This is a genomic window from Streptomyces sp. V2I9, assembly GCF_030817475.1.
In the GTDB taxonomy this organism is placed as follows: Bacteria; Actinomycetota; Actinomycetes; order Streptomycetales; family Streptomycetaceae; genus Streptomyces.
The window spans coordinates 987,056-1,013,133 of sequence record NZ_JAUSZJ010000002.1 but is presented as its reverse complement, the minus strand read 5'-3'; the positions used below and the strand labels follow the sequence as shown (position 1 = coordinate 1,013,133).

Genomic DNA, 26,078 nt, shown 5'->3' with positions numbered 1-26,078 from the left:
CGTGCGTCATCCCTCCCCGGCCCGTGCGCCATTTCTCCCCGGCCCGGTGGGCGGAACGGGCCCGCCCGGACCGCGGACGGGCCGGGGCGCTACAGCAGCGCGAACTGCCCCTCCGGGCCCTCCTCCTGGTGCCCGAGCACCGACGCGGGACGCCGGGCCGAGGCCGGGACCGGCAGGACCCCCGCCGCCCGCAGTTCGGCGGGCCCGATCAGCGGCCCGGCGTCCAGCCGGGCAGCCAGCTCCTTCCGGGGCCCCGCCGCGCCGTCCACCAGGGCGAGCACGGTGATCAGTTCGAGCAGCTCCGACGTCCACGCGCGGGGCCAGTCGCGCGCGCCGACCGCGTCGAGACCGTCCGGAACCTCCCCGTCCGTGCGCAGCCCCGCCGCCGCGGCGGCCCGGAGCCCGAACCACCGCTCCAGCACCCGCACGCCGCCCACCGTGAACTCCCAGGCCGCCGCGGGCACCGGCGCGATCCGGCCGCCGCCGACGATCAGCGCCTCGTCCCCGGCGTCGTAGGACAGCTCCGCGGGGCGCGCCGGGAGCGCCGCCCGCACATAGGGTCTGCGCCCGCCCGGCAACCTCGGCCGCTCGCCGCCCCGCGCCCCGCGCGTCTGGAGCCGCGTCAGCTCGCGGCCGAGCGCCACCCCGGCCGACCACACCTCGGCCTCGGCCGGCAGCGGGACGCGGGGCCCGGCGGGGGAGGGCCGGGCGGCGGCCAGGACCCAGGCCAGCACCGCTTCCGGGGCGAACGCCTCCGGCTCCGCCCCGCCGCCGAGCCGCCCACGCAGCAGCTCCCCGAGCCCCGGCGCGAGGTTGGGCTCCGTGCCGCCGGGCCTGCGGAACAGCGGCCTGATCCGCCCTGGCCGCCCGGCGGGGGAGTACCCGTCGGGCAGCAGCGCGGTCACCGACAGGGCGGGCCCGGAGTCCTCGGGGGCCGTGCCGTGCTCGACCGCGAAGAGCTGCTGCCCGTCGGCGACCCGCCACAGCTCCGGACGGGCCGCGTCGATCAGCCGGTGGTCGGGGAGCAGCCACTGCTCGTCGTAGGGGCCGTGCAGGATGCGTACGGGGTCGGGGCAGGGGCCCGGCGACCGGGCGAAGCGGGCCGTTCCGGTGGACTGGCCGGGCAGGGCGGCGACCGAGGTGCGCGGCGTACGGGAACGAGTGGACGCGAACAGCCGCTCCTGCTCGGCGGGTTCAGCGGAAGCCAGCCGCTCCCAGCGGGCCCGGAGCGCCGCCGGATCGGGGCCGCTCACCCAGGCGCGGCCGGTCCTCAACGGCCTCGACGACCACGGCATCAGCTCGTCGAGCGGCGCGAACGTGTCGAGCGGCGAGGAGTCCGTGCCCCCTCCGGACGCTGCTGCCGCCGTCCTGCGCGCTGCCACCGAGCCGTCCTCCCCTGTCCGCCGTGACCTCCCGCATCGTAACGGCGGGCGGCGCCCCCGCGGGCGGGGTCAGTGGGCCTCCACCGTCACCGAGAAGGCGAACCGGTCGCCCCGGTAGCGGATCCGGGCGACGTCCACCACACGCCCCTCCTCGTCGTACGTCACGCCCGTGTAGTGCAGGATCGGGCTGAGCAGCGGGACCCGGAGCAGGTCGGCGGTGACGGGGTCGGCGAGACGGGCCTCCACCGTGTCGGTGATCCGGGAGATCTTCACCCCGACGACGTCGCGCAGGACCTTGGTCATCGGCCACCGTTCGAGGTCGGCCACATCGATCCGGGCGGCGATGTCGGGGAGCACCGCGTTCTCCGCCCAGTTGGTGGGTTCCTCGCTCCGGCCGTCGCGGCGCAGCCGCCGGTAGCAGGTCACCTCGGCGCAGCCGGGGAAGAACTCCGCGAGATCACCCGGTACCGGGGTGGGGCCGTGGCCGAGAACCGTCGTCGCCTCCCCGGACTGCTGGGCCACGATCGCGTCCACCGAACCCAGCAGCCGGACCGGGGAGACCCGCCGGGCACGCGGCTCGATGAACGTGCCGCGCCGCCGGTGCCGGCTGATCAGCCCCTCCGTCTCCAGCTCCTTGAGGGCCTGCCGCATGGTGAGCACGCTGACCCCGTAGTGCGCGGCGAGCTGCTCCTCGGTGGGCAGCCGGGCGGGGGAGCCCTGCGGGCGGCCGAGTATGGAGGCGCGCAGCGACTGGGAGACCTGGTACCAGAGGGGCAGCTTCCGGTTCAGGACGAGGGAGTCGGGGGCGAACGCGGGCGGGCCGGAGGCGGGCGGGCCCGGCACGGGGGCCGTCGCGGGCGCCGGGCCGGGGCCGGCGTCCGGGCCCGCCGCCCGGGCCACCGCGCCGGGGCCGGGAGCCGTGGCGGCGGCTCCCTCGGCCTCCCGGCCGCCCGCCCCGGCCTGTCCGTGGCTCTCTGTCACGTCGTCCCCGTCCCGTCCTTGGGCCTTCGGCCGTCTACGGCCGGAAGTTGCGGCTCAGACCCTGCCACACGTCGTCGTAGCCACGCTGCAGATGGCCGGCGGCGGCCGCCTGCGCGGTCGCCGTCACCGGCCAGCGGGTCTCGAACATGAAGGCGAGGCCGTCGTCGATCTTCTGCGGTGTCAGCTCCGCCGCGCTCGCCCGGTCGAACGTCTCCCGGTCCGGGCCGTGCGCCGACATCATGTTGTGCAGCGAGCCGCCGCCGGGGACGAACCCGTCCGCCTTCGCGTCGTACGCCCCGTCGATCAGGCCCATGTACTCGCTCATCACGTTGCGGTGGAAGTACGGCGGCCGGAAGGTGTCCTCGCCGACCAGCCAGCGCGGCGCGAAGACGACGAAGTCCACCCCGGCCAGCCCCGGTGTGTCGGACGGCGAGGTCAGCACGGTGAAGATCGACGGGTCGGGGTGGTCGTAGCTGATCGTGCCGATCACGTTGAACCGGCGCAGGTCGTAGACGTACGGGGTGTGGTTGCCGTGCCAGGCCACCACGTCGAGCGGCGAGTGGTCGTACGTCGCCGTCCAGAGGTTGCCGCAGAACTTGTTGACCACCTCCACCGGGCCCTCACGGTCCTCGTACGCGGCGACAGGGGCGAGGAAGTCGCGGGCGTTGGCGAGGCCGTTGGCGCCGATCGGGCCGAGGCCGGGCAGCGCGAACGGGCGGCCGTAGTTCTCGCAGACGTAACCCCGCGCGGTCTCCTCCAGCAGCTCCACCCGGAAGCGGACCCCGCGCGGGATCAGCGCGACATGGCCCGGCTCGGCGCGCAGGAGGCCCAGCTCGGTACGGAGCAGCAGTCCGCCGCGCTCCGGGACGATCAGCAGCTCGCCGTCCGAGTCGCTGAACACCCGGTCCGTCATCGAGGAGTCGGCGTGGTAGAGGTGGATCGCCATCCCGGCGCGCTGGGTGACGTCGCCGTTGCCTCCCAGCGTCCACAGGCCGCTCAGGAAGTCCGTGCCGGGCGCGGGGTCGGGCAGCGGGTTCCAGCGGAGCCGGTTCGGGTCCGGCACGGTCTCGGTGAACGGAGCGGAGCGCAGCCCCCCGTTGTCGGTGCGGGTGAACGCCGGGTGGGCGGCCGAGGGGCGGATGCGGTAGAGCCAGGAACGGCGGTTGTCCGCGCGCGGCTCGGTGAAGGCGGAGCCGCTCAGCTGCTCCGCGTACAGTCCGAGCGGGGCGCGCTGAGGGGAGTTGCGGCCGTGCGGCAGAGCCCCGGGAACCGCCTCCGAGCTGTGCTCGTTGCCGAAGCCCGAGGAGTACGCCAGCCCCTCGGCCGTCTTCCTCGCCTGGTCGATCGCGCTCATCCCGCACTCCCGGTGTGCCCAAGAAGCCCTCGGACCCGTCGGACGACAAATCCTATGCACCACCGTAGGAATGAGAACGGGGCGCGTCAACGGCATACATCGCGCCATTCGTGGTGCGTGCCGCGCCATGCGTGGTGCGCGCCGCTCCGTTCGGGGCGGGTCTCGCGCGTACGTACGCACACGGGCGGGCCCCTTGGCCGGGTGGCCGGGCGCTGCCGTCCGCCCGGCGGGGCGGACACGGCATCATGGGGCCCGTGCCCCACGTCAACCCGAACCTCCGCCGCGCTCCGGTGCAGCAGCGCAGCGCCGACCGGCTGGCCCGGATACTCGACTCCTGCGCCACACTGCTCGACGAGACCGGATACGAGCTGCTCACCACCCGTGCCGTCGCCGAACGCGCCGAGGTGCCCATCGGCTCCGTCTACCGGTTCTTCTCCAACAAACGCGCCCTCGTCGAGGCCCTCGCCCTGCGCAACCTGGACGTCTACGCCGAACGCGTCACCGCCCGGCTCGCGGAGCTCCCCGGCGTCGACTGGCGGGCCGCCATCGACGCGGTGCTCGACGAGTACCTGGCGATGAAGCGCGGCGTCCCCGGCTTCGCGCTCGTCGATTTCGGACCGCCGTTTCCGGCCGAGGGGGCGGCGGACGACGCCAACCGGCGGCTCGCGGACCGGCTCGCCGTCCTGCTCGCCGCCCACCTCGGGCGACGGGCCGACGAGGGGCTGTCGCGGGCGGTCCTGGTGAGCGTCGAGGCCGCCGACGCGCTGCTCCAACTCGCCTTCCGCACGCACCCGTCGGGGGACGCGGACATCGTCGCCGAGACCCGCACCCTGGTCCGGTCCTACCTCGCCCACACGCTCGACTGAGGCCCTCGCGCCGACGATCGGGCGGGGAACCCGCTCCACGCTCGGCCGAGACCCTCGCCCGCACGCTCGGCCGGGGCCCTGGCCGGCACGCCCGTCCGGCGCCTCGTCCGCCCCTCTCGGACGGGGGGACGCAGAGACGTCCGGGCGGGCCGGGCCCCTTCACCCGGCCCGGCGGCGGCAGACACCTCCCCACCGTTCGTACCGGTCGGTATGCTCGGCCGGGCCGGAAAACGGGCGCCCCCGCCCGCCCGGCCCATGTCCGCGTGCCGTCGCCGCAGCCGCCCGGGGAGGGCCCATGTCCCACGACTCCCGCACCGCACCCCGTATCTGCCCCCTCTGCGAGGCCACCTGCGGTCTCACCCTCACCATCGAGGGGACCACCGTCACCGGCGCGCGCGGTGACCGCGACGACGTCTTCAGCCGGGGCTTCATCTGCCCCAAGGGGGCCGCCTTCGGGGCGCTCGACGCCGACCCCGACCGGCTGCGCACCCCCCTCGTACGCGGCGGCGACGGGGAGCTGCACGAGGCGTCCTGGGGTGAGGCGTTCGACCTGATCGCCGCCCGGATACCGGCCCTGACGGCGGCGCACGGGCCGAACGCGGTCGGCGTGGTCCTCGGCAACCCGAACGTGCACACCATGGCGGGCTCCCTCTATCCGCCCCTGCTGCTCGGGGCCCTGCGCACCCGCAATCTCTTCACCGCGAGCACCCTGGACCAGATGCCCAAGCACGTCTCCAGCGGCCTGCTCTTCGGGGACGCCCACGCCATCCCCGTACCGGACCTCGACCGCACCGACCATCTGCTCCTGATCGGCGCCAACCCGCTGGAGTCCAACGGCAGCCTCTGCACCGCCCCGGACTTCCCCGGCCGGCTCAAGGCCCTGCGCCGGCGCGGCGGCACCCTCACCGTCATCGACCCGCGCCGCACCCGCACCGCCCGCCTCGCCGACCGTCACGTGGCGATCCGGCCCGGCGCGGACGCCCTGCTGCTGGCCGCGGTCGCGCACACCCTGCTCGACGAGAAGCTCGCGGCCCCCGGAGCGCTCGCCGCCCACCTGGACGGTATGGACGAACTCACCGCCGCCCTGGCCGACTTCACCCCCGATGCCGTCGCCGCCGCCTGCGACGTGGACGCGGACACCATCACCGCCATCGCCCGCGAGCTCGCCGCCGCCCCCACCGCCGCCGTCTACGGGCGCATCGGCAGCTGCACCGTCGAGCACGGCACCCTCGCCAGCTGGCTGGTGGACGTCCTCAACATCCTCACCGGCAACCTCGACCGGCCCGGCGGCGCGCTGTTCCCGCTCTCCGCGACCGCCCGCGCCCCGCGCACCGCCGGACCCGGAACCCGTAACGCCGTACCCGGCAAGGGGTTCGCGCTCGGCCGCTGGTCGAGCCGGGTCTCCGGGCGTCCCGAGGCCAAGGGTGAACTGCCCATCGCCGCCCTCGCCGAGGAGATCGACACGCCGGGCGACGGCCGCATCCGCGCCCTGCTGGTCCTCGCCGCCAACCCCGTCCTCTCCGCACCCGACGGCGACCGCCTCGACGCGGCCCTCGCCGGGGGACTCGACTTCATGGTGAGCGTCGACCCGTACCTCAACGAGACCTCCCGCCACGCCGACGTGGTCCTGCCCCCGCCGCCGCCCTCGCAGAGCGCCCACTTCGACTTCGCGTTCAACGGCTTCGCCGTCCGCAACCAGGTCCGCTACACCCGCGCCGCCGTCCCCCTGGAGGACGGGCGGATGGACGAGAGCGAGATCCACGCCCGGCTGATCCTCGCGGTGAGCGGCCTGCACGGCGCGCCGCCCTCCGCCGTCGACGACCTGGCCGTCGACACGGCGATCGCCAAGGCCGGGGCCCCGAAGGAGCTGGCCGCCGCCCTCACCGGCATGAGCGGCCCCGAACGGCGACTGGACCTGATGCTGCGCCTCGGCCCGTACGGGCTGACGCTGGAGCGGCTCCTCGCCCACCCGCACGGCATCGACCTCGGCCCGCTGGAACCCCGCCTCCCCGACGTCCTGCGCACCCGCTCCGGCCGCGTCGAGCTGCTCCCGGAGCCGATCGCCGCCGATCTCCCCCGCCTGCGCCGGGCGTCGGGGGGCCGGCCCGCCCCGCTCGTCCTCGTCGGCCGCCGGCACCTGCGCTCCAACAACAGCTGGATGCACAACGTCCCCTCGCTCACCGGCGGCTCCAACGTCTGCACCCTCCAGATCCACCCCGACGACGCCGCCCGCATCGGGCTCGTGGACGGGGCCCTCGCCCGGATCGAGTCCTCCGGCGGCGGCGTCGAGGCCCCCGTCGAGATCACCGACACCGTGCGCGGCGGGGTGGTGAGCCTGCCGCACGGCTGGGGCCACGGCCGTCCCGGCACCCGGATGACGGTCGCCGCCGCCCGCCCCGGCGTGAACGTGAACCAGCTGCTCGACGGCACCCTCCTGGACCCGCTGTCCGGCACCGCCGTCCTCAACGCCATCCCGGTCTCCGTCACCCCGGTTCCCTAGCACCACCGTGTTGACCTGGGGTTTTGCTCGTATTGCTCACAGGTCAACGTCTTGTTAACGCTGGGAGGCGGCCCCTAACGTCGTCCGGACCGACCGCCGAGACCGGTGGGAGTTCAAGGATGAACGTTAGGTATCCCCCATGCTGACAATCCTCGGCTTCGCCATGATCGCGACCTTCCTGGTCCTGATCATGACGAAGAAGATGTCGCCGATCGCGGCGCTGGTACTGATCCCCGCACTGTTCTGCGTCGCCGTCGGACAGGGCGCGCACCTCGGTGACTACGTCATCGAGGGCGTCGGCAACCTCGCCCCCACCGCCGCCATGCTGATGTTCGCCATCGTCTACTTCGGCGTGATGATCGACGTCGGCCTGTTCGACCCGGTCGTCCGGGGCATCCTGCGGTTCTGCAAGGCCGATCCGATGCGGATCGTCGTCGGTACGGCCGTCCTGGCCGCGATCGTCTCGCTGGACGGCGACGGCTCCACCACCTTCATGATCACCGTCTCGGCGATGTACCCGCTCTACAAGCGGCTGAAGATGAGCCTGGTCGTGATGACCGGGGTGGCGGCCACCGCCAACGGCGTCATGAACACCCTCCCCTGGGGCGGCCCCACCGCCCGCGCCGCCACCGCGCTCAAGCTGGACGCCTCCGAGATCTTCGTGCCGATGATCCCGGCGCTGGCCATGGGGCTGCTCGCCGTGTTCGCGCTGGCGTACGTACTCGGCCGCCGGGAGCGGAAGCGGCTGGGGATGCTCACCCTCGACGAGGCACTGGTACGGGACACCGAGCCGGAGACCGTGACGGTCGGTGCCGGAGGGGCGGGCGGCGGTACGGACCGCCTCCGCGAGGGCGCGGCCGGTCCCGCTCCGGGCTCCGCCTCCACGGGCGGCGACGGCGCGGCGGGCGCGAGCGACGCGGAGGACGACGAGGAGTTCCAGGGCCTCGACCCCGACCGCCCCACGCTCCGCCCGAAGCTCTACTGGTTCAACGCCGGGCTGACCGCCGCCCTCCTGACGGCGATGATCATGGAACTGATGCCGATCCCGGTGCTCTTCCTCCTCGGAGCCGCGCTCGCGCTCACGGTCAACTTCCCCCACATGCCCGACCAGCGCGCCCGGATCGCCGCCCACGCCGACAACGTCCTCAACGTCTCCGGCATGGTCTTCGCCGCCGCCGTCTTCACCGGGGTCCTCACCGGCACCGGCATGGTCGAGCACATGGCCGACTGGGTCGTCGGCGCGATCCCCGACGCGATGGGCCCGCACATGGCCATCGTCACCGGCCTGCTGAGCCTGCCGCTCACGTACTTCATGTCCAACGACGGCTTCTACTTCGGCGTCCTCCCGGTCCTCGCCGAGGCGGGCGCGGCCCACGGGGTCTCGCCGCTGGAGATCGCCCGCGCCTCCCTGGCCGGCCAGGCCCTGCACATGTCATCGCCGCTCGTGCCCGCCGTGTACGTCCTCGTCGGCATGGCGAAGGTCGAGTTCGGCGACCACACCCGCTTCACCGTCAAGTGGGCCGTGCTCACCTCGCTGGTGGTGCTCGCCGCAGGCGTCCTCTTCGGCATCATGTGATGGCGTCGGCACCGCGAACCGGGCCCGGCAGGGGCTGGCTGCTGCGCCTCGTCATCGCCTTCGCCTTCGCGCAGGGGGCGGTCTCGATGGCGCGGCCCGCCGTCTCCTACCGGGCCCTCGCGCTGGGAGCGGACGAGACGGCGGTCGGCGTCATCGCCGGGGCCTACGCCCTCCTCCCGCTGTTCACCGCGGTGCCGCTCGGCCGCCGCACCGACCACGGCCGGTGCGCGCCCCTGCTGCCGCTCGGCATCCTGCTGATCTCCGGCGGCTGCGCGCTCAGCGGCCTCGCCTCCTCGCTGCCCGCGATGGCCGCCTGGAGCGGGGTGATGGGCCTCGGCCACCTGTGCTTCGTGATCGGCGCGCAGTCGATCGTGGCCCGGCAGTCCGCTCCCGCCGAACAGGACCGCGACTTCGGGCACTTCACCATCGGCGCCTCGCTCGGCCAGCTCGTCGGGCCGGTCGCCGCGGGCGCGCTCATCTCCGGGCAGGGCGGCGCCCTCGGCCGTACGAGCGCACGGGCGCTCCTCGTCTCCGCCGGGGTCTGCGCGCTCGCCCTCACCTCCCTCCGGAGCGTCGAGCACCGCCGGGAGGGCGGTGCCCGGCCGCAGGCCGCCGGAAAGGTCCCGGTCCGGACCATCCTGGGCGCACGCGGCGTCCCCGCGGGCATCCTCATCAGCATGGCGGTGCTCTCGGCCACCGACATCCTCACGGCCTATCTGCCCGTCGTCGGCGAGCACCGCTCGATCGCGCCCGCCACCGTGGGGCTGCTGCTGAGCCTGCGAGCCGCCGCCACGATCGCCTGCCGGCTGGTGATGACGCCGCTGCTGCGGCTGTTGGGCCGCCGGGCCCTGCTGACCACCAGCTGCTTGCTCGCCGGGGTGCTGTGCGCGGGCGTCGCGCTGCCCGTCTCGGTACCCGTCCTCGCCGTCATGCTGGCCGTGCTCGGCTTCTGCCTCGGCGTCGGCCAGCCGCTGTCCATGACCACGGTCGTGCGGGCCGCCCCGGACGGGGCGCGCTCCACCGCGCTGGCCCTCCGGCTGACCGGCAACCGGCTCGGCCAGGTCGCCGCCCCCGCCGCGGCGGGCCTGATCGCGGGAGCGGTGGGGACGGCGGCCCCGTTCGTCCTGCTGGGGGCGGGGCTGCTCGGCGCGGCGGGACTCGGCCTGCGCGGCGACGGGCGCACCGAGCCGCCGCCGGGGGACGCGCCCGCCCGCCCGGAAGCGGGAACCGTGCCCGGACCGCCGGCGGCCCGGACCGTACCCGCGGAGGCGAGAACCGTGCCCGTACCGCCGGAGACCGGGACCGTGCCGCCCGATGCGGGGGGCGGGGCGGTCCTGCCGTTCCGGCCAGGACCCCCGGAGGGGGGGCCGACCCCGGAGCGCGGATGGCCGAGCCGGGAAGCGGGTAGAGGCTCCGAGACGTACGCGCCCGGCGTGACCGGCGTCTCGAAGGGCTCCCTGGCGCCGGAAAACTAACGGCGCTAGTTTGGGCGCGTGCGACGTGCGCCCGCGCCGCACGGCTTCGGCGCTCCGCACAGCACGTCCGGGAGGAAACAGCCATGAAGGCCCACGACCAGATGTACATCGACGGCGCGTGGCGGCCCGCCGCCGGGCAGGACACGATCGCGGTCGTGAACCCGGCCGACGAACGGGTCATCGCCCATGTGCCGGCGGGCACGGCCGAGGACGTGGACGCGGCGGTACGGGCCGCCCGCGCCGCCTTTCCCGCGTGGGCCTCGACCCCGCCCGCCGAGCGCGCCGCCCGGCTCTCCGCGCTGGCCGACGCGCTGGCCGCCCGCAAGGACACGCTGGCCGAGACGATCACGGCCGAGCTGGGCTCGCCGCTGCCGCTGTCGCAGGCGGTCCACGCGGGCGTCCCCGTGCTGGTCGCCGCCTCGTACGCCGAACTGGCCGCCCGGCACGCCTTCGAGGAGCGGATCGGCAACTCCACCGTGCTCCTGGAACCGGTCGGCGTGGTCGGTGCGATCACCCCCTGGAACTACCCGCTCCACCAGATCGTCGCCAAGGTCGCTCCCGCGCTCGCCGCCGGCTGCACCGTGGTCCTCAAGCCCGCCGAGGACACCCCGCTCACGGCCCAGCTCTTCGCCGAGGCCACCGAGGCCGCCGGTCTCCCGCCCGGCGTCTTCAATCTGGTCACCGGCCTCGGACCGGTCGCCGGCCAGGCGCTCGCCGAGCACGAGGGCGTCGACATGGTCTCGTTCACCGGCTCCACCGCCGTCGGCAAGCAGATCGGCGCCACCGCCGGGGCCGCCGTCAAGCGCGTCGCCCTCGAACTGGGCGGCAAGTCCGCCAACGTGATCCTGCCCGGCGCGGACCTCGCCAAGGCGGTCAACGTCGGCATCGCCAACGTGATGACCAACTCCGGCCAGACGTGCAGCGCCTGGACCCGGATGCTGGTGGACGCCGAGCGGTACGACGAGGCCGTGGAACTGGCGGCGAACGCCGTCACGAAGTACGTGGCCGGGGAGCGGGTCGGCCCGCTCGTCAACGCCGCGCAGCAGGCGCGGGTGCGCGGCTACATCGCCCGCGGCGTCGAGGAGGGCGCCCGGCTGATCGCGGGCGGCCCGGACGCGCCCCTGGCGACCGGCTTCTACGTCACCCCGACCGTCTTCGCCGACGTCACCCCGGACATGACGATCGCCCGGGAGGAGATCTTCGGCCCGGTGGTCTCGATCCTGCGGTACGAGGACGTGGACGACGCCCTGCGGATCGCCAACGACACCGTGTACGGGCTGGCCGGGGCCGTGTGGGCCGCGACCGGCGAGGAGGCGGTGGCCTTCGCCCGCCGGATGGACACCGGACAGGTCGACATCAACGGCGGGCGGTTCAACCCGCTCGCGCCGTTCGGCGGTTACAAGCAGTCGGGAGTGGGCCGCGAACTGGGGCCGCACGGTCTGGCGGAGTACCTCCAGACCAAGTCGCTCCAGTTCTGAGCCTGTCCGCCTCCGCTCCCTTCGGTCCGCCTCCGTACCCTTCGGTCCGCCTCCGTACCCTTCGGTCCGTCCCGCACCTCCGCCCGATCCAGCCGTTCGAAGAGCCCTGGGAGTCTGTTCGTGGTCCGCGCCGCCGTACTGCCCGCCGTCGGAGCTCCGTTGGAGATCACCGACATCGTCCTGCCGGAGCCCGGCCCCGGCCAGGTGCGCGTCGCGCTCGCCGCCGCCGGTGTCTGCCACTCCGACCTGTCCCTGTCCAACGGCACCATGCGCGTCCCGGTGCCCGCCGTCCTCGGCCACGAGGGGGCCGGTTCGGTCCTGGCCGTCGGCGAGGGCGTCACCCATGTCGCGCCCGGCGACGGCGTGGTCCTCAACTGGGCCCCCTCCTGCGGGGCCTGCTTCCACTGCGGGATCGGGGAGGTGTGGCTCTGCGCCGACGCCCTCAAGGGCGCCGCCAACCTCCACGCCCGTACGGCGGACGGCACCGTCCTCCACCCCGGACTGAACGTCGCGGCCTTCGCGGAGGAGACCGTCGTCGCCGCGAACTGCGTGCTCCCCGCCCCCGACGGCATCCCGCTCACCGACGCCGCCCTCCTCGGCTGCGCGGTCCTCACCGGCTACGGGGCCGTCCACCACAGCGCCCGGCTCCGGCAGGGTGAGAGCGTCGTCGTCTTCGGGGTCGGCGGCGTCGGCCTCGCCGTGCTCCAGGCCGCCCGGATCGCCGGCGCGTCCCGGATCATCGCGGTCGACGTCTCGCCGGCCAAGGAGGAACTGGCCCGGCAGGCCGGGGCGACCGACTACCTGGTCGCCTCCGCCACCACTCCGCGCGAGGTCCGGAAGCTCACCGGGGGCCAGGGCACGGACGTCGCCGTCGAGTGCGTCGGCCGCCCCGCGACCATCCGGGCCGCCTGGGAGTCCACCCGGCGCGGCGGCCGCACGACCGTCGTCGGCATCGGCGGCAAGGACCAGGAGGTCACCTTCAACGCCCTGGAGATCTTCCACTGGGGCCGGTCCCTCACGGGCTGCGTCTACGGCAACAGCGATCCCGCGCGCGATCTGCCCGCTCTCGCCGACCACATCCGGGCGGGTCGCTTCGACCTGTCGATGATGGTCACCGAGCACATCGCGCTGGACGGCATCCCCGCCGCCTTCGACACCATGATCGCGGGCAAGGGCGGCCGGGCGCTGGTCGTCTTCCCGTAGGGATCGGCCGACCGGCGCCCCGGCGACCTGAGCCGGAGGTCCGCCGCCCACCGCGGGCGGACCTCCGGCTCAGGTCACCGGGACGCGTCCGGGCGCGCGGCCGCCGGGGCAGGGGTCTCCTGCGCGGCCACGGTCCGCCCACGGCTCCGGGAGACCGCCACCCCGGCCAGGCAGAGCGCGCCGCCCAGGACGCCGAGCAGGGTCGGCACCTCGTCCAGCAGCACCCACGCCATCAGGACGACGATCGCCGGGACCGCGTACGTGGTCGCGCCCATCCGGCCCGCGGTGGTCCGGGCCAGGGCGTAGCCCCAGGTGGTGAAGGCCAGGGCGGTCGGGAAGACGCCCAGATAGACCATGTTCAGGGTGGCGGACAGGGGCGCCTCGGCGGCCTCGGAGACCAGCACCCCGGTGAACGGCAGGCAGGCCACGGCTCCGATCAGGCAGCCGAACGTGTTGATCTGGAGCGAGGAGCCGTGCTCCAGGGCCGGCTTCTGGCTCACCACGCCCGCCGCGTAGGCGACCGCGGCCAGGACGCAGAGCGCCACGCCCAGCACGGACGAGGAGCCGTGCCCGGACATCCCGAACCCGACCACCACCGCGCCCGCGAACGAGATGCCCATACCGGCCAGCAGCCGGCGCGGCAGCCCCTCGCCGAGCATCCGGGCCCCCAGCAGCGCCATCAGGATCGGCCCGATGTTCACCAGCATCGCGGCCGTCCCCGCGTCGACCTCCTGCTCGCCCCAGTTCAGGGCCACCATGTACAGCCCGAACCACAGCACCCCCGAGGTGATGATCCCCGGCCAGGCGCCCCGCCGGGGCAGCCCCTCCCGGCGCACGAGCAGGATCGCCCCGAGCACCAGCGCGCCCGTCGCCAGCCGCCCGAGGGCCAGCGCGCCGGGGGAGTACGCCTCGCCCGCGCTGCGGATGGAGACGAAGGCGGAGGCCCACAGCACGACGGTGGTGCAGGCGGCGGCCACGGCGCGGCGGCGCCCGGAGGGCGGCGAGACGGGAAGGGGTGTCGGGGTCGTCGTCATGCCCACGACCGTAGAGCTGGAACGCCTCGGGTCCCACCGAATTGTCGAACAGCGTCCATCGACGCCCTCATGGAGGGCCGGGCCCGTCCTCCGTACCGCTCGCCGTCGGCCTGCGTCGGGCCCCACCGGCGACGCCGGGCCGGGGCTCACCGGCTCCCCCGGCCGCCGGGGCGCCGTACTGCTCGTACTGGAGCGCCAGCCCGTCCAGCAGCGCCCGCAACCCTGTCTCGAAGGCCCCCTCGTCCACCTGGCGGCGGTGGTCCGCCAGCAGGTGGGCCTGGCCGAGATGCGGGTAGTCGGCGGGGTCGTAGGCGGTCTCGTCGTCCACGAAGCCCCCGGCGAAGGAGCCCAGCGCCGAACCGGTGATGAAGTACCGCATCAGCGCCCCGATCCGGGTGGCCTGTGCGGGCGGCCAGCCCGCGCCGGTCATCGCCCCGAACACCGCGTCCGCCACCCGCAGCCCCGCCGGGCGGCGGCCGGGGCCCCGCGCCAGCACGGGGACGATGTGCGGGTGTGCCGCGAGGGCGGCCCGGTACGACAGCGCCCAGTCGTGCAGCGCCTCGCGCCAGCCCCGCGGGTCCGACGCCTCGAACATCGACAGATCGACCTGGGCGGACACCGCGTCGGCGACCGCGTCGAGGATCTCCTCCTTGTTGCGGAAGTGGTTGTAGAGCGAGGGGCCGCTGACCCCCAGGACGGCCGCCAGGCGGCGCGTGGAGACGGCGTCGAGGCCCTCGGAGTCCACGAGCGCGCTCGCCGCCCCGACGATGCGGTCTCTGCTGAGGAGGGGCTTGCGCGGTCGGGCCATGCGGCTCATAGTAGGGCCTGCGAACCAGAAACTAGCAGTGCTAATTAACGTGCCGGGCGGCGTCCGGGGAGAGGCAGTGGGTGGCGCACGATGGACCTGACGCTCGACGAGGAACAGGAAGCCGTCCGGAAGCTGGCCGAGGACTTCGTCGCCCGCGAGGTCGCCCCGCACGTCGTCGCGTGGGACCGGGCCGAGAATGTCGACAGGTCGATCGTGAGGAAGCTCGGCGACGTCGGCTTCCTCGGCCTGACGATCCCCGAGGAGTACGGCGGCTCCGGCGGGGACCACCTGTCCTACTGCCTGGTCACCGAGGAGCTGGGGCGCGGCGACTCCTCGGTGCGCGGCATCGTCTCGGTGTCCCTCGGGCTGGTCGCCAAGACCGTCGCGGCCTGGGGGAGCGAGGAGCAGAAGCGGTCGTGGCTGCCCGCGCTGACGGCCGGCGAGGCGATCGGCTGCTTCGGCCTCACCGAGCCCGGCACCGGTTCGGACGCCGGGAACCTCGCCACCAGGGCCGTCCGCGACGGCGGTGACTACGTGGTCAACGGCACCAAGACGTTCATCACCAACGGCACCTGGGCCGATGTCGTCCTGCTCTTCGCGCGTACGGGGGACGCCCCCGGCCACCGGGGCGTCTCCGCCTTCCTCGTCCCCGCCGACACCCCCGGCCTCACCCGCCGCACCATCCACGGCAAGCTCGGCCTGCGCGGCCAGGCCACCGCCGAACTGGTCCTCCAGGACGTCCGGATACCCGCGTCCGCCCTCCTGGGCCCCGAGGGGAAGGGCTTCTCCGTCGCCATGTCCGCCCTCGCCAAGGGGCGGATGTCGGTCGCGGCGGGCTGCGTGGGCATCGCGCAGGCGGCCCTGGACGCGGCCGTGCGGTACGCCGGTGAGCGCGAGCAGTTCGGCAAGTCCATCGCCGCCCACCAGCTCGTCCAGGAACTGCTCAGCGACATCGCCGTGGACGTGGACGCCGCCCGGCTGCTGACCTGGCGGGTCGCCGATCTGATCGACCGGGGCCAGGAGTTCGCCACGGCCGCCTCCAAGGCCAAGCTGTACGCCTCCGAGGCCGCCGTCCGCTGCGCCAACAACGCCCTCCAGGTCTTCGGCGGCTACGGCTACATCGACGAGTACCCGGTCGGCAAGCTGCTGCGGGACGCCCGCGTGATGACGCTCTACGAGGGCACCAGTCAGATCCAGAAGCTGATCATCGGCCGCGCGCTGACCGGCGTCTCGGCCTTCTGATCTCCGTCTCCCGGCCCGGGCCGGACTCCGGCTCGTACGGGTGTCTGAGTAGCCGGTCTGAGTAGGGGTGCGGATGTGGCGTGCGCCACGTCGGCGGGATGCTCGGTCCATGAGCGACACGACATCCGTCAAGCAGCAGAGCACCGCCGCCTTCTACGGCCAGGCCGTCGCCTCCTTCATGGTGGCGAGCGGCGCGGTGGCCCTCGGTATCTTCTTCCTCGACGCCGACGCCTGGGTGCGCGGCTTCCTCGCCATCGGCGTGCTCTATCTGGTCACGTCCTGCTTCACGCTCGCCAAGGTGATCAGGGACCGCCAGGAGGCCGGGCAGCTCGTCAACCGGGTCGACCAGGCCCGGCTGGAGAAGATCCTCGCCGACCACGACCCCTTCCAGAAGCTCTGAGCCGCAGGAGCGCGGACCGACCCTAAGCGCTTGCTCAGGTTCGGGGTATGGTGTTCGTCCTGTTGACGGAGAGGGGTCCCGGGCGATGTGTGCGGCGGAGGAGACGAACGGTGAGGACGCGCCGTGGGGCGAGGTCACTCCCGAGGCGGCCAGGCGGCTCCTCGTCGCCGCCGTGGACGCCTTCGCCGAGCGCGGGTACCACGCCACCACCACCCGTGACATCGCCGGCCGGGCCGGGATGAGCCCCGCCGCCCTCTACATCCACTACAAGACGAAGGAAGAGCTGCTCCACCGGATCAGCAAGCTCGGCCACGAGCGGGCGCTGTCCCTCCTGGAGGCCGAGGCGGACCGGGAGGGCACGGCCGCCGAGCGGCTCGCCGGGACCGTCCGATCCTTCGTCCGCTGGCACGCGGAGCGGCACACCACCGCGCGGGTGGTCCAGTACGAGCTCGACGCGCTGGGCGAGGAGCACCGCACCGAGATCGTCGCCCTGCGGCGCAGGAGCGACGCCGTGGTCCGGCGGATCATCGGCGAAGGCGTGCGGGACGGGGAGTTCGACGTCCCCGACGTGCCGGGCACCACGCTCGCGGTGCTGTCCCTCTGCATCGACGTCGCCCGCTGGTTCAACGGCCAGGGCAGCCGTACGCCCGACGAGGTCGGCGAACTCTACGCCGGCCTCGTCCTGCGGATGGTCGGGGCCCGGACGGTTCAGAAGTAGTAGCGGGACACCGACTCGGCGACGCAGGCGGGCTTCTCGCCGCCCTCGCGCTCGACGGTGACGACCGCCGTGACCTGCACGCCGCCGCCCGTCTCCGCGACCTCGCGGAGCACCGCCGTGGCCCGCAGCCGGGAGCCGACCGGCACGGTCGAGGGGAAACGGACCTTGTTGGTCCCGTAGTTGATGCCCATCTTCACGCCCTCGACCCGCATCACCTGCGGGACCAGCGCGGGCAGCAGCGAGAGGGTCAGATAGCCGTGCGCGATGGTCGTGCCGAACGGACCGTCCTTCGCCCGCTCCGGGTCCACGTGGATCCACTGGTGGTCGCCGGTCGCCTCGGCGAAGCCGTCGATCCTCTCCTGCCCGATCTCCAGCCAGTCGCTGTACCCCAACTGCTCGCCCACCCCGTCCCGCAGCTCCTGCGCGGACGTGAAGATCCTCGGTTCTGCCATGTTCCCGGTTCCTGCCTTCCGGCTCGGCGCACCATCCGGCGCGATGTCTAAGCGCTTGCTCAGCATCGTCGTGCGGCGCGTTCCTTGTCAACGACGAGGCAGTAGGTTTGCGGCGTGCCACAGATCCCGCAGTCACTCCATGAACTCTCGGTCGGCCAGCTCGCGGCGCGCAGCGGCGCCGCCGTCTCCGCCCTGCACTTCTACGAGTCCAAGGGCCTGATCAGCTCCACCCGCACCAGCGGCAACCAGCGCCGTTACTCGCGTGACGCACTGCGCCGGGTCGCCTTCGTCCGGGCGGCCCAGCGCGTCGGCATTCCGCTGGCCACGATCCGCGAAGCGCTCGCCGAACTGCCCGAGGAACGCACGCCCAACCGTGAGGACTGGGCCCGCCTCTCCGCGGTCTGGCGCGGTGAACTGGACGAGCGGATCACGCAGTTGCACCGGCTGCGCGACCATCTGACCGACTGCATCGGCTGCGGCTGCCTGTCGCTGGAGACCTGCGTGCTCTCCAACCCCGACGACATCAACGGCGAGAAGATCACCGGCTCCCGGCTGATGCCCGAGCCCAAGCGACCGCCCGAGCTGCCGTAACTCCCCGGACGGCTCCCCGTGCGGTTCCCCGGACGGAGACGGCGCCGCGGCGACTCACGCCGCCGCGGCCGCCTGCCTCCGGTGCCGGGGCAGCCGGGCCCTGGCCAGCGTGCGGTCGGTCAGGGCGGGCCGTGGCACCGCGATCCCGCAGCCCGTGCACACCGGGCCCGCCCACGGGTCCTCGCCGCGCTCCTGCCGCCACTCGATGCCGGTCCCCGCGCAGACGGGGCAGGCGGAGCCGGGGTCCGTACCGAGGGCCGCGATCAGCCGGCGCAGGACCTCGCCGAGCGGTTCGGTGGGATGGACCTCCGGGTCGGTGCAGCGGGCCACCCCGTGGCCGCCCCGGGTGCGGCGGTGCCAGTCGTCGAACGCGCCGGGCCGTCGCCGCCCCGCGTGCTTCTCGCGCCGCCGCCGCTCGGCGAAACGCGCCTCGTACGCGAGCCAGACGGCCCGTGCCTCCTCCAGTTCGTCCAGTGCGCGCATCAGGCGCGCCGGATCGGGGGCCCGGTCCTCGGGATCGATCCCGTGCCGGGCGCACAGATGGTCCCAGGTCGCCCGGTGCCCGTACGGGGCGAACCTCTCCAAACACTTGCGCAGCGAGTACCGCCGCAGGGCCAGGTCGCCCAGCGGATCGCGGACCTGTCTCGCAAGACTCCGGAAACCGGCCATGACACCGCCACCTCCGTCGCTCGTCCCTTGGACGTCAAGGAATGGACGTACGCCTGCCCGTTTCGGCTCCATCGAAAGATGAAATCCGTCCATTGGCCGAGACTCCCCATGGGAGACGGCCCATGGGGGACGAAGTGCCACGGGCGGAAGCGGAACGGCGCACGACGGGGGCGCGAGGCGTGCGCCGCGTCGCCCGCCGCCGGTTCTCCGCGTGGGCTCCGGAGCGGCCCGGCCGGTCGTGTCTGCCCGCCGACCAGGGAATTCGGTGGAGAAATCGCCGGTCGATGAGGTTGTGTGACCCCATGGCACCCGCATCCCTCCGCCTCGAAGCCCTCACTCCCGACACCGTGCTCGAAGCCTGTCGGCTGGAAGTGGCGCCCGAGCAGCGGAAGTTCGTCGCGCCGGTCGCCCAGTCGCTGGCCGAGGCATATGTGCATCCCGACACCGCCTGGCCCCGGCTGATCCGTGACGGCGACCGTGTCGTGGGCTTCGTGATGGCCTTCTTCGGCGTGCGGTTCGACTTCGACGCGGGGGTGCCGGACGCCCCGCCCCGCTCCGGGCTGTGGCGGCTCGCCGTCGCCGCCGGGGAGCAGGGCCGGGGGTACGGCCGGTTCGCGGTGGGTGCGGTGAACGAGGAGATCCGGCGGCGCGGGGCAACGGTCTCGACCGTGACCTGGCACCTCGGCGAGGGCGGCCCGGAGGAGTTCTACCTCCGGCTCGGCTACCGCAAGCGCGGCCTCACCGACGACGGCGAAGCCCTCGGCGACCTGGACCTGACCGGCTGACCGGCTGCGGGGCCGACCGGCCGCCCCGGCCCGGAGGGGCGAGTGGCCGACCGCTCGCACGGTGAGCGGCGCGACGGGCGGGGTGCGGGCCGTCCCCGGCCCCGCCCGAGGTCCGTCCCCGGCCCCGCCCCGGCGGACGGCCCTGCCCCACACCCACGCGTCGGCCCCGCCCCGCCCACGGACCCCGCGCTACCCCCCGTACCGCAGGTACGTCCGCCGCTTCGCCCGGAACGCGGACAGGTCACGCTGCCACGCCCGTACCACCGCGTCGGTGTCCGCGCCCGCGTCGATCATCGTGCGGACGCGGGCGTTGCCCGTCAGCTTGTCGATCCAGTTGTCCGGCCGCCAGGCGAAGCCGCTCCACGTCTGCTTCGCCGTGACCAGCAGGGCGATGCCCGTGCGGACCGGGTCGAAGACCTCCCGGTCCTGGACGTGCACCTGTACCCCGCCCACCGTCTTCCCCGCGAACTTGGAGAAGGTCGGCGCGAAGTACGCCTCCCGGAAGACCACCCCCGGCAGCTTCAGCGCGTTCGCCGCGGCCGCCCACCGGTGGTCGACGCCCACCGCGCCCAGCAGCTCGAAGGGGCGCGTGGTGCCCCGGCCCTCGGAGAGGTTCGTGCCCTCGAAGAGGCAGGTGCCGGAGTAGACGAGGGCGGTCTCCGGCGTCGGCATGTTCGGGCTCGGCGGCACCCACGGCAGCCCGGTCCCGTCGAAGAAGTCCGAGCGCCGCCACCCCGACATCGTCACCACCTCCAGCCGCGCCGGATTCGCGTGCAGGAACTCCGCGTTGAAGAACAGCGCCAGCTCCGCCACCGTCATCCCGTGCGCCTGGGCGATCTCCCGGCGGCCGACGAACGTGCCGAACGCCGGGTCCAGCACCGGCCCCAGCGCCTCGCGCCCGGTCACCGGATTCGGCCGGTCCAGCACGACGAGGCGCTTGCCCGCGAGCGCCGCCGCCTCCATGCAGTCGTAGAGCGTCCAGATGTACGTGTAGAAGCGCGCGCCGACGTCCTGGATGTCGAAGAGAACCGTGTCCACGCCCGACGCGGTGAAGACGTCCGCGAGGTCCTGGCCGCTCTTGAGGTACGTGTCGTAGACGGGCAGCCCGGTCGCCGGGTCGTCGTGGCGCCCCTCGGAACCACCCGCCTGCGCGGTGCCCCGGAAGCCGTGCTCGGGACCGAACACGGCGGTCAGGTCCACCCGCGCGTCGGGGTGCATGACGTCCACGACGTGCCGGACGTCGGCGGTGACCCCGGTCGGGTTGGTGACGATCCCCACCTTCTGGCCCCGCAGCATCCGGTAGCCGTCGGCCGCCAGTCGGTCGAAGCCGGTACGCACCCGGCCGCGCCCGTGCCCGGACCCGCTGCCGCGGCCGGGCGAGGCCAGGGCGGGACCGGTGCCGGCCGCCGTCGCCGCGAGCGCTCCCACCGCGCCACCCGCGGCCAGCACACCACGTCGGGACAGACTCATTCCGCTACCTCCATGATCGCGCCGACTGTCATGGCCCCGCACGCTAGCGCGGGCCGGGGCCGCGCGGAACGACCCGGACCGCACGGATTGCCCACGGAGGCCCGTGTGCGGCGGCGCCCGACGGCACGCGCCCTCGACACGGACGGCGTACGCCCCCCTGTCACGGGACACCTCACGGCTCCGGCGCCGGGACACGCCCGCCCTTCCGTTCCGGGACGCGCCGTGCCTTCCGGAACGGGCCGCTCCTCCCGTGGCCGCACGAACCCTTCCCGGATCACATACCGACTGGTTAGTCTGCCGGTGCAGTCGGACGGGAGAGGCGGGATGGCGATGGGTACGGTGCAGGGCGCCGGCGTGGTGGTCACAGGGGCCGGGGGCGGCATCGGGGCCGCGCTGGCGCGCAGGTTCGCCGCCGGGGGAGCGCGGGTCGTCGTCAACGACCTGGACCCCGCGCGGATCGAGCCGCTCGCGCGGGAGATCGGCGGTTTCGCCGTGGCCGGGGACGCCTCGGGCATCCTGGACGCGGCCCGTGAGGCGCTGGACGGCACGGTGGACGTCTACTGTGCCAACGCGGGTCTGGCCTCGCCCGGCGACGTGTTCGCGGACGAGGAGGTCTGGGCCGCGGCCTGGGACGTCAACGTGATGGCCCACGTCCGCGCGGCCAGGGCCCTCCTGCCGGACTGGCTGGAGCGCGGCGGCGGCCGGTTCGTCACCACCGCCTCCGCCGCCGGGCTGCTGACGATGATCGGCGCGGCCCCGTACAGCGTCACCAAGCACGGTGCGGTGGCCTTCGCGGAATGGCTCTCGCTCACCTACCGTCACCGGGGGATCAAGGTCCACGCGATCTGTCCGCAGGGCGTGCGCACCGACATGCTCACCGCCGCCGGCTCGGCGGGCGAGCTGGTCCTCGCCCCCGGCGCGATCGAGCCGGAGGCGGTCGCCGACGCCCTGTTCGACGCGATGGACGCGGAGCGCTTCCTGGTCCTGCCGCACCCCGAGGTGGCCGGCTACTACCAGGCGCGCGCCGCCGATCCCGACCGGTGGATGGGCAACATGAACAAGCTCCAGCAGAAGTGGGAGGCGAGCGGCGCATGAGCGGCCCGCTCTCCTGAGCCCGACCCACCGGCCCACCGGCCCACCGACCCCGGACCGGGCCGTCCCTCCCGCCACCGCCACCGCCACCGCCACCGCCACCGCCACCGCCACCGGCCCCGGACCGGGGCCGGTGCCGTCCCTCCCGTGGGCCCGCCGCCGGGCTCGTCCGCGGGAGCCCGGTGAGCCGGGCGCGTACGGCCGGGAACGGCTCACCGGGTACGGGTACGCGCGCGAGGTGGAGATCCTGGCCGAGCTGTTGAGGGCGGCGAGTGGGAAGATCCTCAGGCGGGAACTGCGTTGCCCCCGTGAGAACAGCGTCGAAACCGCGCACGCACGGTACGAAAGGAAGGTGGCGGCTCATGTCCAAGGCGACGGACCAGAACGGCACTCCCGTCCCTCAGAGACTGCTGGCCGCCGCCACCCGGCTCTTCGCCGAGCGCGGGTACGACCGCACCTCCGTCCAGGAGATCGTCGAGGCGGCGGGCGTCACCAAGGGGGCGCTCTACCACTACTTCGGCTCCAAGGAGGACCTGCTCCAGGAGGTCTACGCGCGGGTGCTGCGGCTCCAGCAGGAGCGCCTGGACGCCTTCGCGAACGCCGAGGCCCCCGTCGAGGAGCGGCTGCGGGACGCGGCGGCCGACGTGGTGGTCACGACCATCGACAACCTGGACGACGCGTCGATCTTCTTCCGCTCCATGCACCACCTGAGCCCCGAGAAGAACAAGCAGGTGCGGGTCGAGCGCCGTCGCTACCACGAGCGCTTCCGGGCCCTGATCGAGGAGGGCCAGCGCAGCGGGGTGTTCTCCTCGGCCACCCCCGCCGACCTGGTCGTCGACTACCACTTCGGCTCGGTCCACCACCTCTCCACCTGGTACCGCCCGGACGGCCCGCTCAGCCGCCAGGAGGTCGCCGACCACCTCGCGGACCTGCTGCTGCGGGCCCTGCGCCCGTAACCGCACACCGGTACGGGGCCGGGGCCGTCCGTTGGCCCGCCCCGCCCGTCGGGGTGAGTCTGGAGGTATGACGTATGTCCAGCCTCCCGGCGAGGCGCCGGGGCGCACGGGCGTGAACCCTTCCGTACGCACGGGACCGTCGCCGTCCGCCGCCATGGGCGTGAAGCCTTCTGTCGTCATGAGTTCGACCCTGTTCGTTAATAGAACGGTTCTGTCCGGTTTCCGCTCTTGACGGAGTACGGTCATTTCCTTGAGCATCGGTCACGCATTGCGCACCTCCGGGCCCGCTTCTCCGGGCCCACGCTCCAGGACCCGGCCGGATCACCACGCGGCCGGGGACCCCCCGCACGTTCCGTCAGTCCCTAACGGAATCCGGAGCCCGTGAATGAGACCGAACCGTTTCACCCTGCGCAGATCCCCGGCGGCCCTCGCGGCCGTGGTCCTCTCCGTCGCCCTCGGAGCCGGGGCGCCCGCCGCCCTGGCCGCCGGTGAGGCGGCTCCGGCGAAGGCCGCCGTCGCCGCCCCCGACATCCCCGTGGCCAACGTCAAGGCCCACCTGTCGCAGTTCTCGACGATCGCCGCGAACAACGGCGGCAACCGCGCCCACGGCCGCCCCGGCTACAAGGCGTCCGTGGACTACGTGAAGGCCAAGCTCGACGCGGCCGGATACACCACCACGCTCCAGCAGTTCACCTCCGGCGGAGCCACCGGCTACAACCTGATAGCCGACTGGCCGGGCGGCGACCCGAACAAGGTCCTGATGGCCGGGGCCCACCTCGACTCGGTCTCCTCCGGCGCCGGTATCAACGACAACGGCTCCGGCTCGGCCGCCGTGCTGGAGACCGCCCTCGCCGTCTCCCGCGCCCAGTACCAGCCCGACAAGCACCTGCGGTTCGCCTGGTGGGGCGCGGAGGAGCTGGGCCTGATCGGCTCGAAGTACTACGTCAACAACCTGCCGTCCACCGAGCGTTCCAAGCTCGCCGGCTACCTCAACTTCGACATGATCGGCTCGCCCAACCCCGGTTACTTCGTCTACGACGACGACCCGGTCATCGAGAAGACCTTCAAGGACTACTTCGCGGGCATCTCGGTCCCCACCGAGATCGAGACCGAGGGTGACGGCCGCTCCGACCACGCCCCGTTCAAGAACGTCGGCGTTCCCGTCGGCGGGCTCTTCACCGGGGCCGGCTACACCAAGTCCGCCGCCCAGGCGCAGAAGTGGGGCGGGACGGCCGGGCAGGCCTTCGACCGCTGCTACCACTCGTCCTGCGACAACCTGAGCAACATCAACGACACCGCGCTGGACCGCAACAGCGACGCCGCCGCCCACGCGATCTGGACCCTGTCCGCCGGCTCCACCGGCGAACCGCCCACCGGCACCGTCTTCTCCAACGACGCCGACGTCGCCGTCCCCGACGCCGGGGCGGCCGTGACCTCGTCGATCGCGGTCACCGGCCGGACGGGCAACGCCCCGGCCGCGCTCAAGGTCGACGTCGACATCAGGCACACCTACCGGGGCGACCTGGTCGTCGACCTGCTCGCACCGGACGGCACCGCTTACCGGCTGAAGAACTCCAGCAGCGGGGACTCGGCCGACAACGTCATCGCGGCGTACACGGTCGACGCCGCCGCCGAGGCGGCCAACGGAACCTGGAAGCTCCGCGTCCAGGACATCGCCCGCCAGGACACCGGTTACATCAACGGCTGGAAGCTCACCTTCTGACCGCCGGGCCCACCGGCCGGTCCGTGAGGCGACCGGCGCACTCCGAGCCCACCGGCCGCGGCCCCTTCCCGAGGAGCACCTCGGGAAGGGGCCGCACCGCGGTCCGTCACAGGTACCGCTTGATCTCCCGCCGGGCCAGCGATCGCTGGTGCACCTCGTCGGGGCCGTCCGCCAGCCGCAGCGTCCGCGCCGAGGCCCACAGCTCCGCCAGCGGGAAGTCCTGGCTGACCCCGCCCGCGCCGTACAGCTGCACCGCCGAGTCCAGGATGTCCACCACCGCGCGCGGGGTGGCGATCTTGATGGCCTGGATCTCCGTGTGCGCGCCCTTGTTGCCCACGGTGTCCATCAGCCAGGCCGTCTTCAGCACCAGCAGCCGCAGCTGCTCCACCGTGACCCGCGCGTCCGCGATCCAGTTCTGCACGACGCCCTGCCGGGCCAGCGGTTTGCCGAACGCCGTACGTTCCACGGCCCGCCGGCACATCAGCTCGATGGCCCGCTCCGCCATCCCGATCAGCCGCATGCAGTGGTGGATGCGGCCCGGCCCCAGCCGCGCCTGCGCGATGGCGAAACCGCCGCCCTCCTCGCCGACCAGATGGGCCGCGGGCACCCGCACGTCGTGGAAGACGACCTCGGCGTGACCGCCGTGGGAGTGGTCCTCGTACCCGTACACCCGCATCGCCCGCCGCACCTCGACGCCCGGAGTGTCGCGGGGGACCAGGATCATCGACTGCTGGCGGCGGATGTCGTCGCCGTCCGGGTCGGTCTTGCCCATCACGATGAAGACCGCGCACTCCGGGTTCATCGCCCCGGAGATGTACCACTTCCGCCCGTTGACGACATAGTCCTCGCCGTCCCGGATCATCCGCGTCTCGATGTTCGTCGCGTCCGAGGACGCCACGTCCGGCTCCGTCATGGCGAACGCGGAGCGGATCTCCCCGGCGAGCAGCGGCTCCAGCCACCGCTTCTTCTGCTCCTCGGTGCCGAACTGGGACAGCACCTCCATGTTCCCGGTGTCCGGTGCCGCGCAGTTCGTCGCGGTCGGCGCGAGGTGCGGGGAGCGTCCGGTGATCTCCGCGAGCGGGGCGTACTGGAGGTTCGTCAGCCCCGCCCCGTACTCCGCGTCCGGCAGGAAGAGGTTCCACAGGCCCTGGCGGCGTGCCTCGGCCTTCAGCTCCCCGACGATCGCGGGCGTGTCCCACGGCGAGGGGAGCAGCGCCCGCTGCTCCTCGGCGACCGGCTCGGCCGGATACACGTGCTCGTCCATGAACGCGAGCAGCCTGCCCCGCAGTTCCTCGGTACGGGCGTCGAATGCGAAGTCCATGG

The 26,078-nt window shown here is 73.6% G+C and carries 23 protein-coding genes; 14 read left to right on the top strand and 9 right to left on the bottom strand.

Annotation, left to right across the window (positions count from 1 at the left end; genetic code table 11):
• Window positions 1–89 precede the first annotated feature (89 nt).
• The 3 genes from QFZ71_RS04530 to hmgA form a co-directional block, all read right to left on the bottom strand.
• Entirely contained in the window at window positions 90–1,382 is a 1,293-nt protein-coding gene (locus QFZ71_RS04530; RefSeq protein ID WP_307666954.1) for a type ISP restriction/modification enzyme, read from the bottom strand.
• 69 nt (window positions 1,383–1,451) lie between these two features.
• Window positions 1,452–2,363 (bottom strand): GntR family transcriptional regulator, encoded by a 912-nt coding sequence (locus tag QFZ71_RS04525; protein WP_373465078.1) that lies wholly within the window; start codon window positions 2,361–2,363, stop codon window positions 1,452–1,454.
• Window positions 2,364–2,397: 34 nt separating this feature from the next.
• On the bottom strand, window positions 2,398–3,717 hold the full coding sequence (gene hmgA, locus QFZ71_RS04520) for a homogentisate 1,2-dioxygenase (protein WP_307666953.1): 1,320 nt from the start codon (window positions 3,715–3,717) through the stop codon (window positions 2,398–2,400).
• Window positions 3,718–3,962: 245 nt separating this feature from the next.
• On the opposite strand from hmgA, the gene QFZ71_RS04515 reads away from it, so the two are divergent.
• The 6 genes from QFZ71_RS04515 (at window position 3,963) to QFZ71_RS04490 (ending at window position 12,815) form a co-directional block, all read left to right on the top strand.
• The gene (locus QFZ71_RS04515) at window positions 3,963–4,583 is read left to right on the top strand and encodes a TetR/AcrR family transcriptional regulator (protein WP_307666952.1); all 621 of its coding nucleotides are present in this window, start codon (window positions 3,963–3,965) and stop codon (window positions 4,581–4,583) included.
• Between the two features lie 295 nt (window positions 4,584–4,878).
• A complete protein-coding gene (locus tag QFZ71_RS04510) occupies window positions 4,879–7,083 on the top strand; it encodes a molybdopterin oxidoreductase family protein (RefSeq protein WP_307666951.1) in 2,205 nt (734 codons plus the stop codon).
• 139 nt (window positions 7,084–7,222) lie between these two features.
• Window positions 7,223–8,659 (top strand): CitMHS family transporter, encoded by a 1,437-nt coding sequence (locus tag QFZ71_RS04505; RefSeq protein WP_307666950.1) that lies wholly within the window; start codon window positions 7,223–7,225, stop codon window positions 8,657–8,659.
• Window positions 8,659–10,134, top strand: coding sequence for an MFS transporter (locus QFZ71_RS04500; RefSeq protein WP_307666949.1), 1,476 nt, complete (start codon window positions 8,659–8,661; stop codon window positions 10,132–10,134). Before QFZ71_RS04505 ends, QFZ71_RS04500 begins: the two co-directional genes overlap by 1 nt.
• Before the next feature lie 83 nt (window positions 10,135–10,217).
• A complete protein-coding gene (locus QFZ71_RS04495; protein ID WP_307666948.1) occupies window positions 10,218–11,612 on the top strand; it encodes an aldehyde dehydrogenase family protein in 1,395 nt (464 codons plus the stop codon).
• A 120-nt stretch (window positions 11,613–11,732) separates the two neighbouring features.
• Entirely contained in the window at window positions 11,733–12,815 is a 1,083-nt protein-coding gene (locus tag QFZ71_RS04490) for a zinc-binding dehydrogenase (protein WP_307666947.1), read from the top strand.
• Window positions 12,816–12,889: 74 nt separating this feature from the next.
• On the opposite strand, the gene QFZ71_RS04485 is transcribed toward QFZ71_RS04490, so the two are convergent.
• Window positions 12,890–13,849, bottom strand: a complete 960-nt coding sequence (locus QFZ71_RS04485) for a DMT family transporter (RefSeq protein ID WP_307666946.1) — start codon at window positions 13,847–13,849, stop codon at window positions 12,890–12,892.
• Between the two features lie 67 nt (window positions 13,850–13,916).
• Entirely contained in the window at window positions 13,917–14,657 is a 741-nt protein-coding gene (locus tag QFZ71_RS04480) for a TetR/AcrR family transcriptional regulator (protein ID WP_307666945.1), read from the bottom strand.
• Between the two features lie 90 nt (window positions 14,658–14,747).
• Here QFZ71_RS04480 and QFZ71_RS04475 point away from each other — a divergent pair, with 90 nt between their 5' ends.
• From QFZ71_RS04475 to QFZ71_RS04465, 3 genes are all read left to right on the top strand, one after another.
• Window positions 14,748–15,899 carry an acyl-CoA dehydrogenase family protein gene (locus QFZ71_RS04475; protein ID WP_307666944.1) on the top strand — a complete coding sequence of 384 codons (1,152 nt, stop codon included), beginning with the start codon at window positions 14,748–14,750 and terminating at the stop codon, window positions 15,897–15,899.
• A 109-nt stretch (window positions 15,900–16,008) separates the two neighbouring features.
• Window positions 16,009–16,299, top strand: coding sequence for a YiaA/YiaB family inner membrane protein (locus tag QFZ71_RS04470; protein ID WP_307666943.1), 291 nt, complete (start codon window positions 16,009–16,011; stop codon window positions 16,297–16,299).
• Window positions 16,300–16,384: 85 nt separating this feature from the next.
• Window positions 16,385–17,017, top strand: coding sequence for a TetR/AcrR family transcriptional regulator (locus tag QFZ71_RS04465; RefSeq protein WP_307666942.1), 633 nt, complete (start codon window positions 16,385–16,387; stop codon window positions 17,015–17,017).
• Here QFZ71_RS04465 and QFZ71_RS04460 read toward each other — a convergent pair.
• Window positions 17,008–17,469, bottom strand: a complete 462-nt coding sequence (locus QFZ71_RS04460; protein ID WP_307666941.1) for a MaoC family dehydratase — start codon at window positions 17,467–17,469, stop codon at window positions 17,008–17,010. The two genes, QFZ71_RS04465 and QFZ71_RS04460, sit on opposite strands and share 10 nt — an antisense overlap.
• 114 nt (window positions 17,470–17,583) lie before the next feature.
• Between QFZ71_RS04460 and soxR the strand changes: the two genes are divergently transcribed.
• A complete protein-coding gene (gene soxR, locus QFZ71_RS04455) occupies window positions 17,584–18,060 on the top strand; it encodes a redox-sensitive transcriptional activator SoxR (protein WP_307666940.1) in 477 nt (158 codons plus the stop codon).
• Window positions 18,061–18,114: 54 nt separating this feature from the next.
• On the opposite strand, the gene QFZ71_RS04450 is transcribed toward soxR, so the two are convergent.
• Window positions 18,115–18,729: a hypothetical protein gene (locus tag QFZ71_RS04450; protein WP_307666939.1), complete on the bottom strand. Its 615-nt coding sequence runs from the start codon at window positions 18,727–18,729 to the stop codon at window positions 18,115–18,117.
• 302 nt (window positions 18,730–19,031) lie between these two features.
• Here QFZ71_RS04450 and QFZ71_RS04445 point away from each other — a divergent pair, with 302 nt between their 5' ends.
• Window positions 19,032–19,514, top strand: coding sequence for a GNAT family N-acetyltransferase (locus tag QFZ71_RS04445; RefSeq protein WP_307666938.1), 483 nt, complete (start codon window positions 19,032–19,034; stop codon window positions 19,512–19,514).
• Between the two features lie 189 nt (window positions 19,515–19,703).
• Here the strand turns inward: QFZ71_RS04445 and QFZ71_RS04440 are convergent, their stop codons facing one another.
• Entirely contained in the window at window positions 19,704–20,984 is a 1,281-nt protein-coding gene (locus QFZ71_RS04440; protein ID WP_307666937.1) for a DUF1343 domain-containing protein, read from the bottom strand.
• A gap of 324 nt (window positions 20,985–21,308) precedes the next feature.
• On the opposite strand from QFZ71_RS04440, the gene QFZ71_RS04435 reads away from it, so the two are divergent.
• From QFZ71_RS04435 to QFZ71_RS04425, 3 genes are all read left to right on the top strand, one after another.
• On the top strand, window positions 21,309–22,079 hold the full coding sequence (locus tag QFZ71_RS04435) for an SDR family oxidoreductase (RefSeq protein WP_307666936.1): 771 nt from the start codon (window positions 21,309–21,311) through the stop codon (window positions 22,077–22,079).
• Between the two features lie 359 nt (window positions 22,080–22,438).
• Window positions 22,439–23,032: a TetR/AcrR family transcriptional regulator gene (locus QFZ71_RS04430; protein ID WP_030114195.1), complete on the top strand. Its 594-nt coding sequence runs from the start codon at window positions 22,439–22,441 to the stop codon at window positions 23,030–23,032.
• Between the two features lie 385 nt (window positions 23,033–23,417).
• Window positions 23,418–24,755, top strand: a complete 1,338-nt coding sequence (locus QFZ71_RS04425) for a M28 family metallopeptidase (RefSeq protein ID WP_307666935.1) — start codon at window positions 23,418–23,420, stop codon at window positions 24,753–24,755.
• Window positions 24,756–24,861: 106 nt separating this feature from the next.
• On the opposite strand, the gene QFZ71_RS04420 is transcribed toward QFZ71_RS04425, so the two are convergent.
• Window positions 24,862–26,076: an acyl-CoA dehydrogenase family protein gene (locus tag QFZ71_RS04420; RefSeq protein WP_307666934.1), complete on the bottom strand. Its 1,215-nt coding sequence runs from the start codon at window positions 26,074–26,076 to the stop codon at window positions 24,862–24,864.
• Window positions 26,077–26,078: the final 2 nt, after the last annotated feature.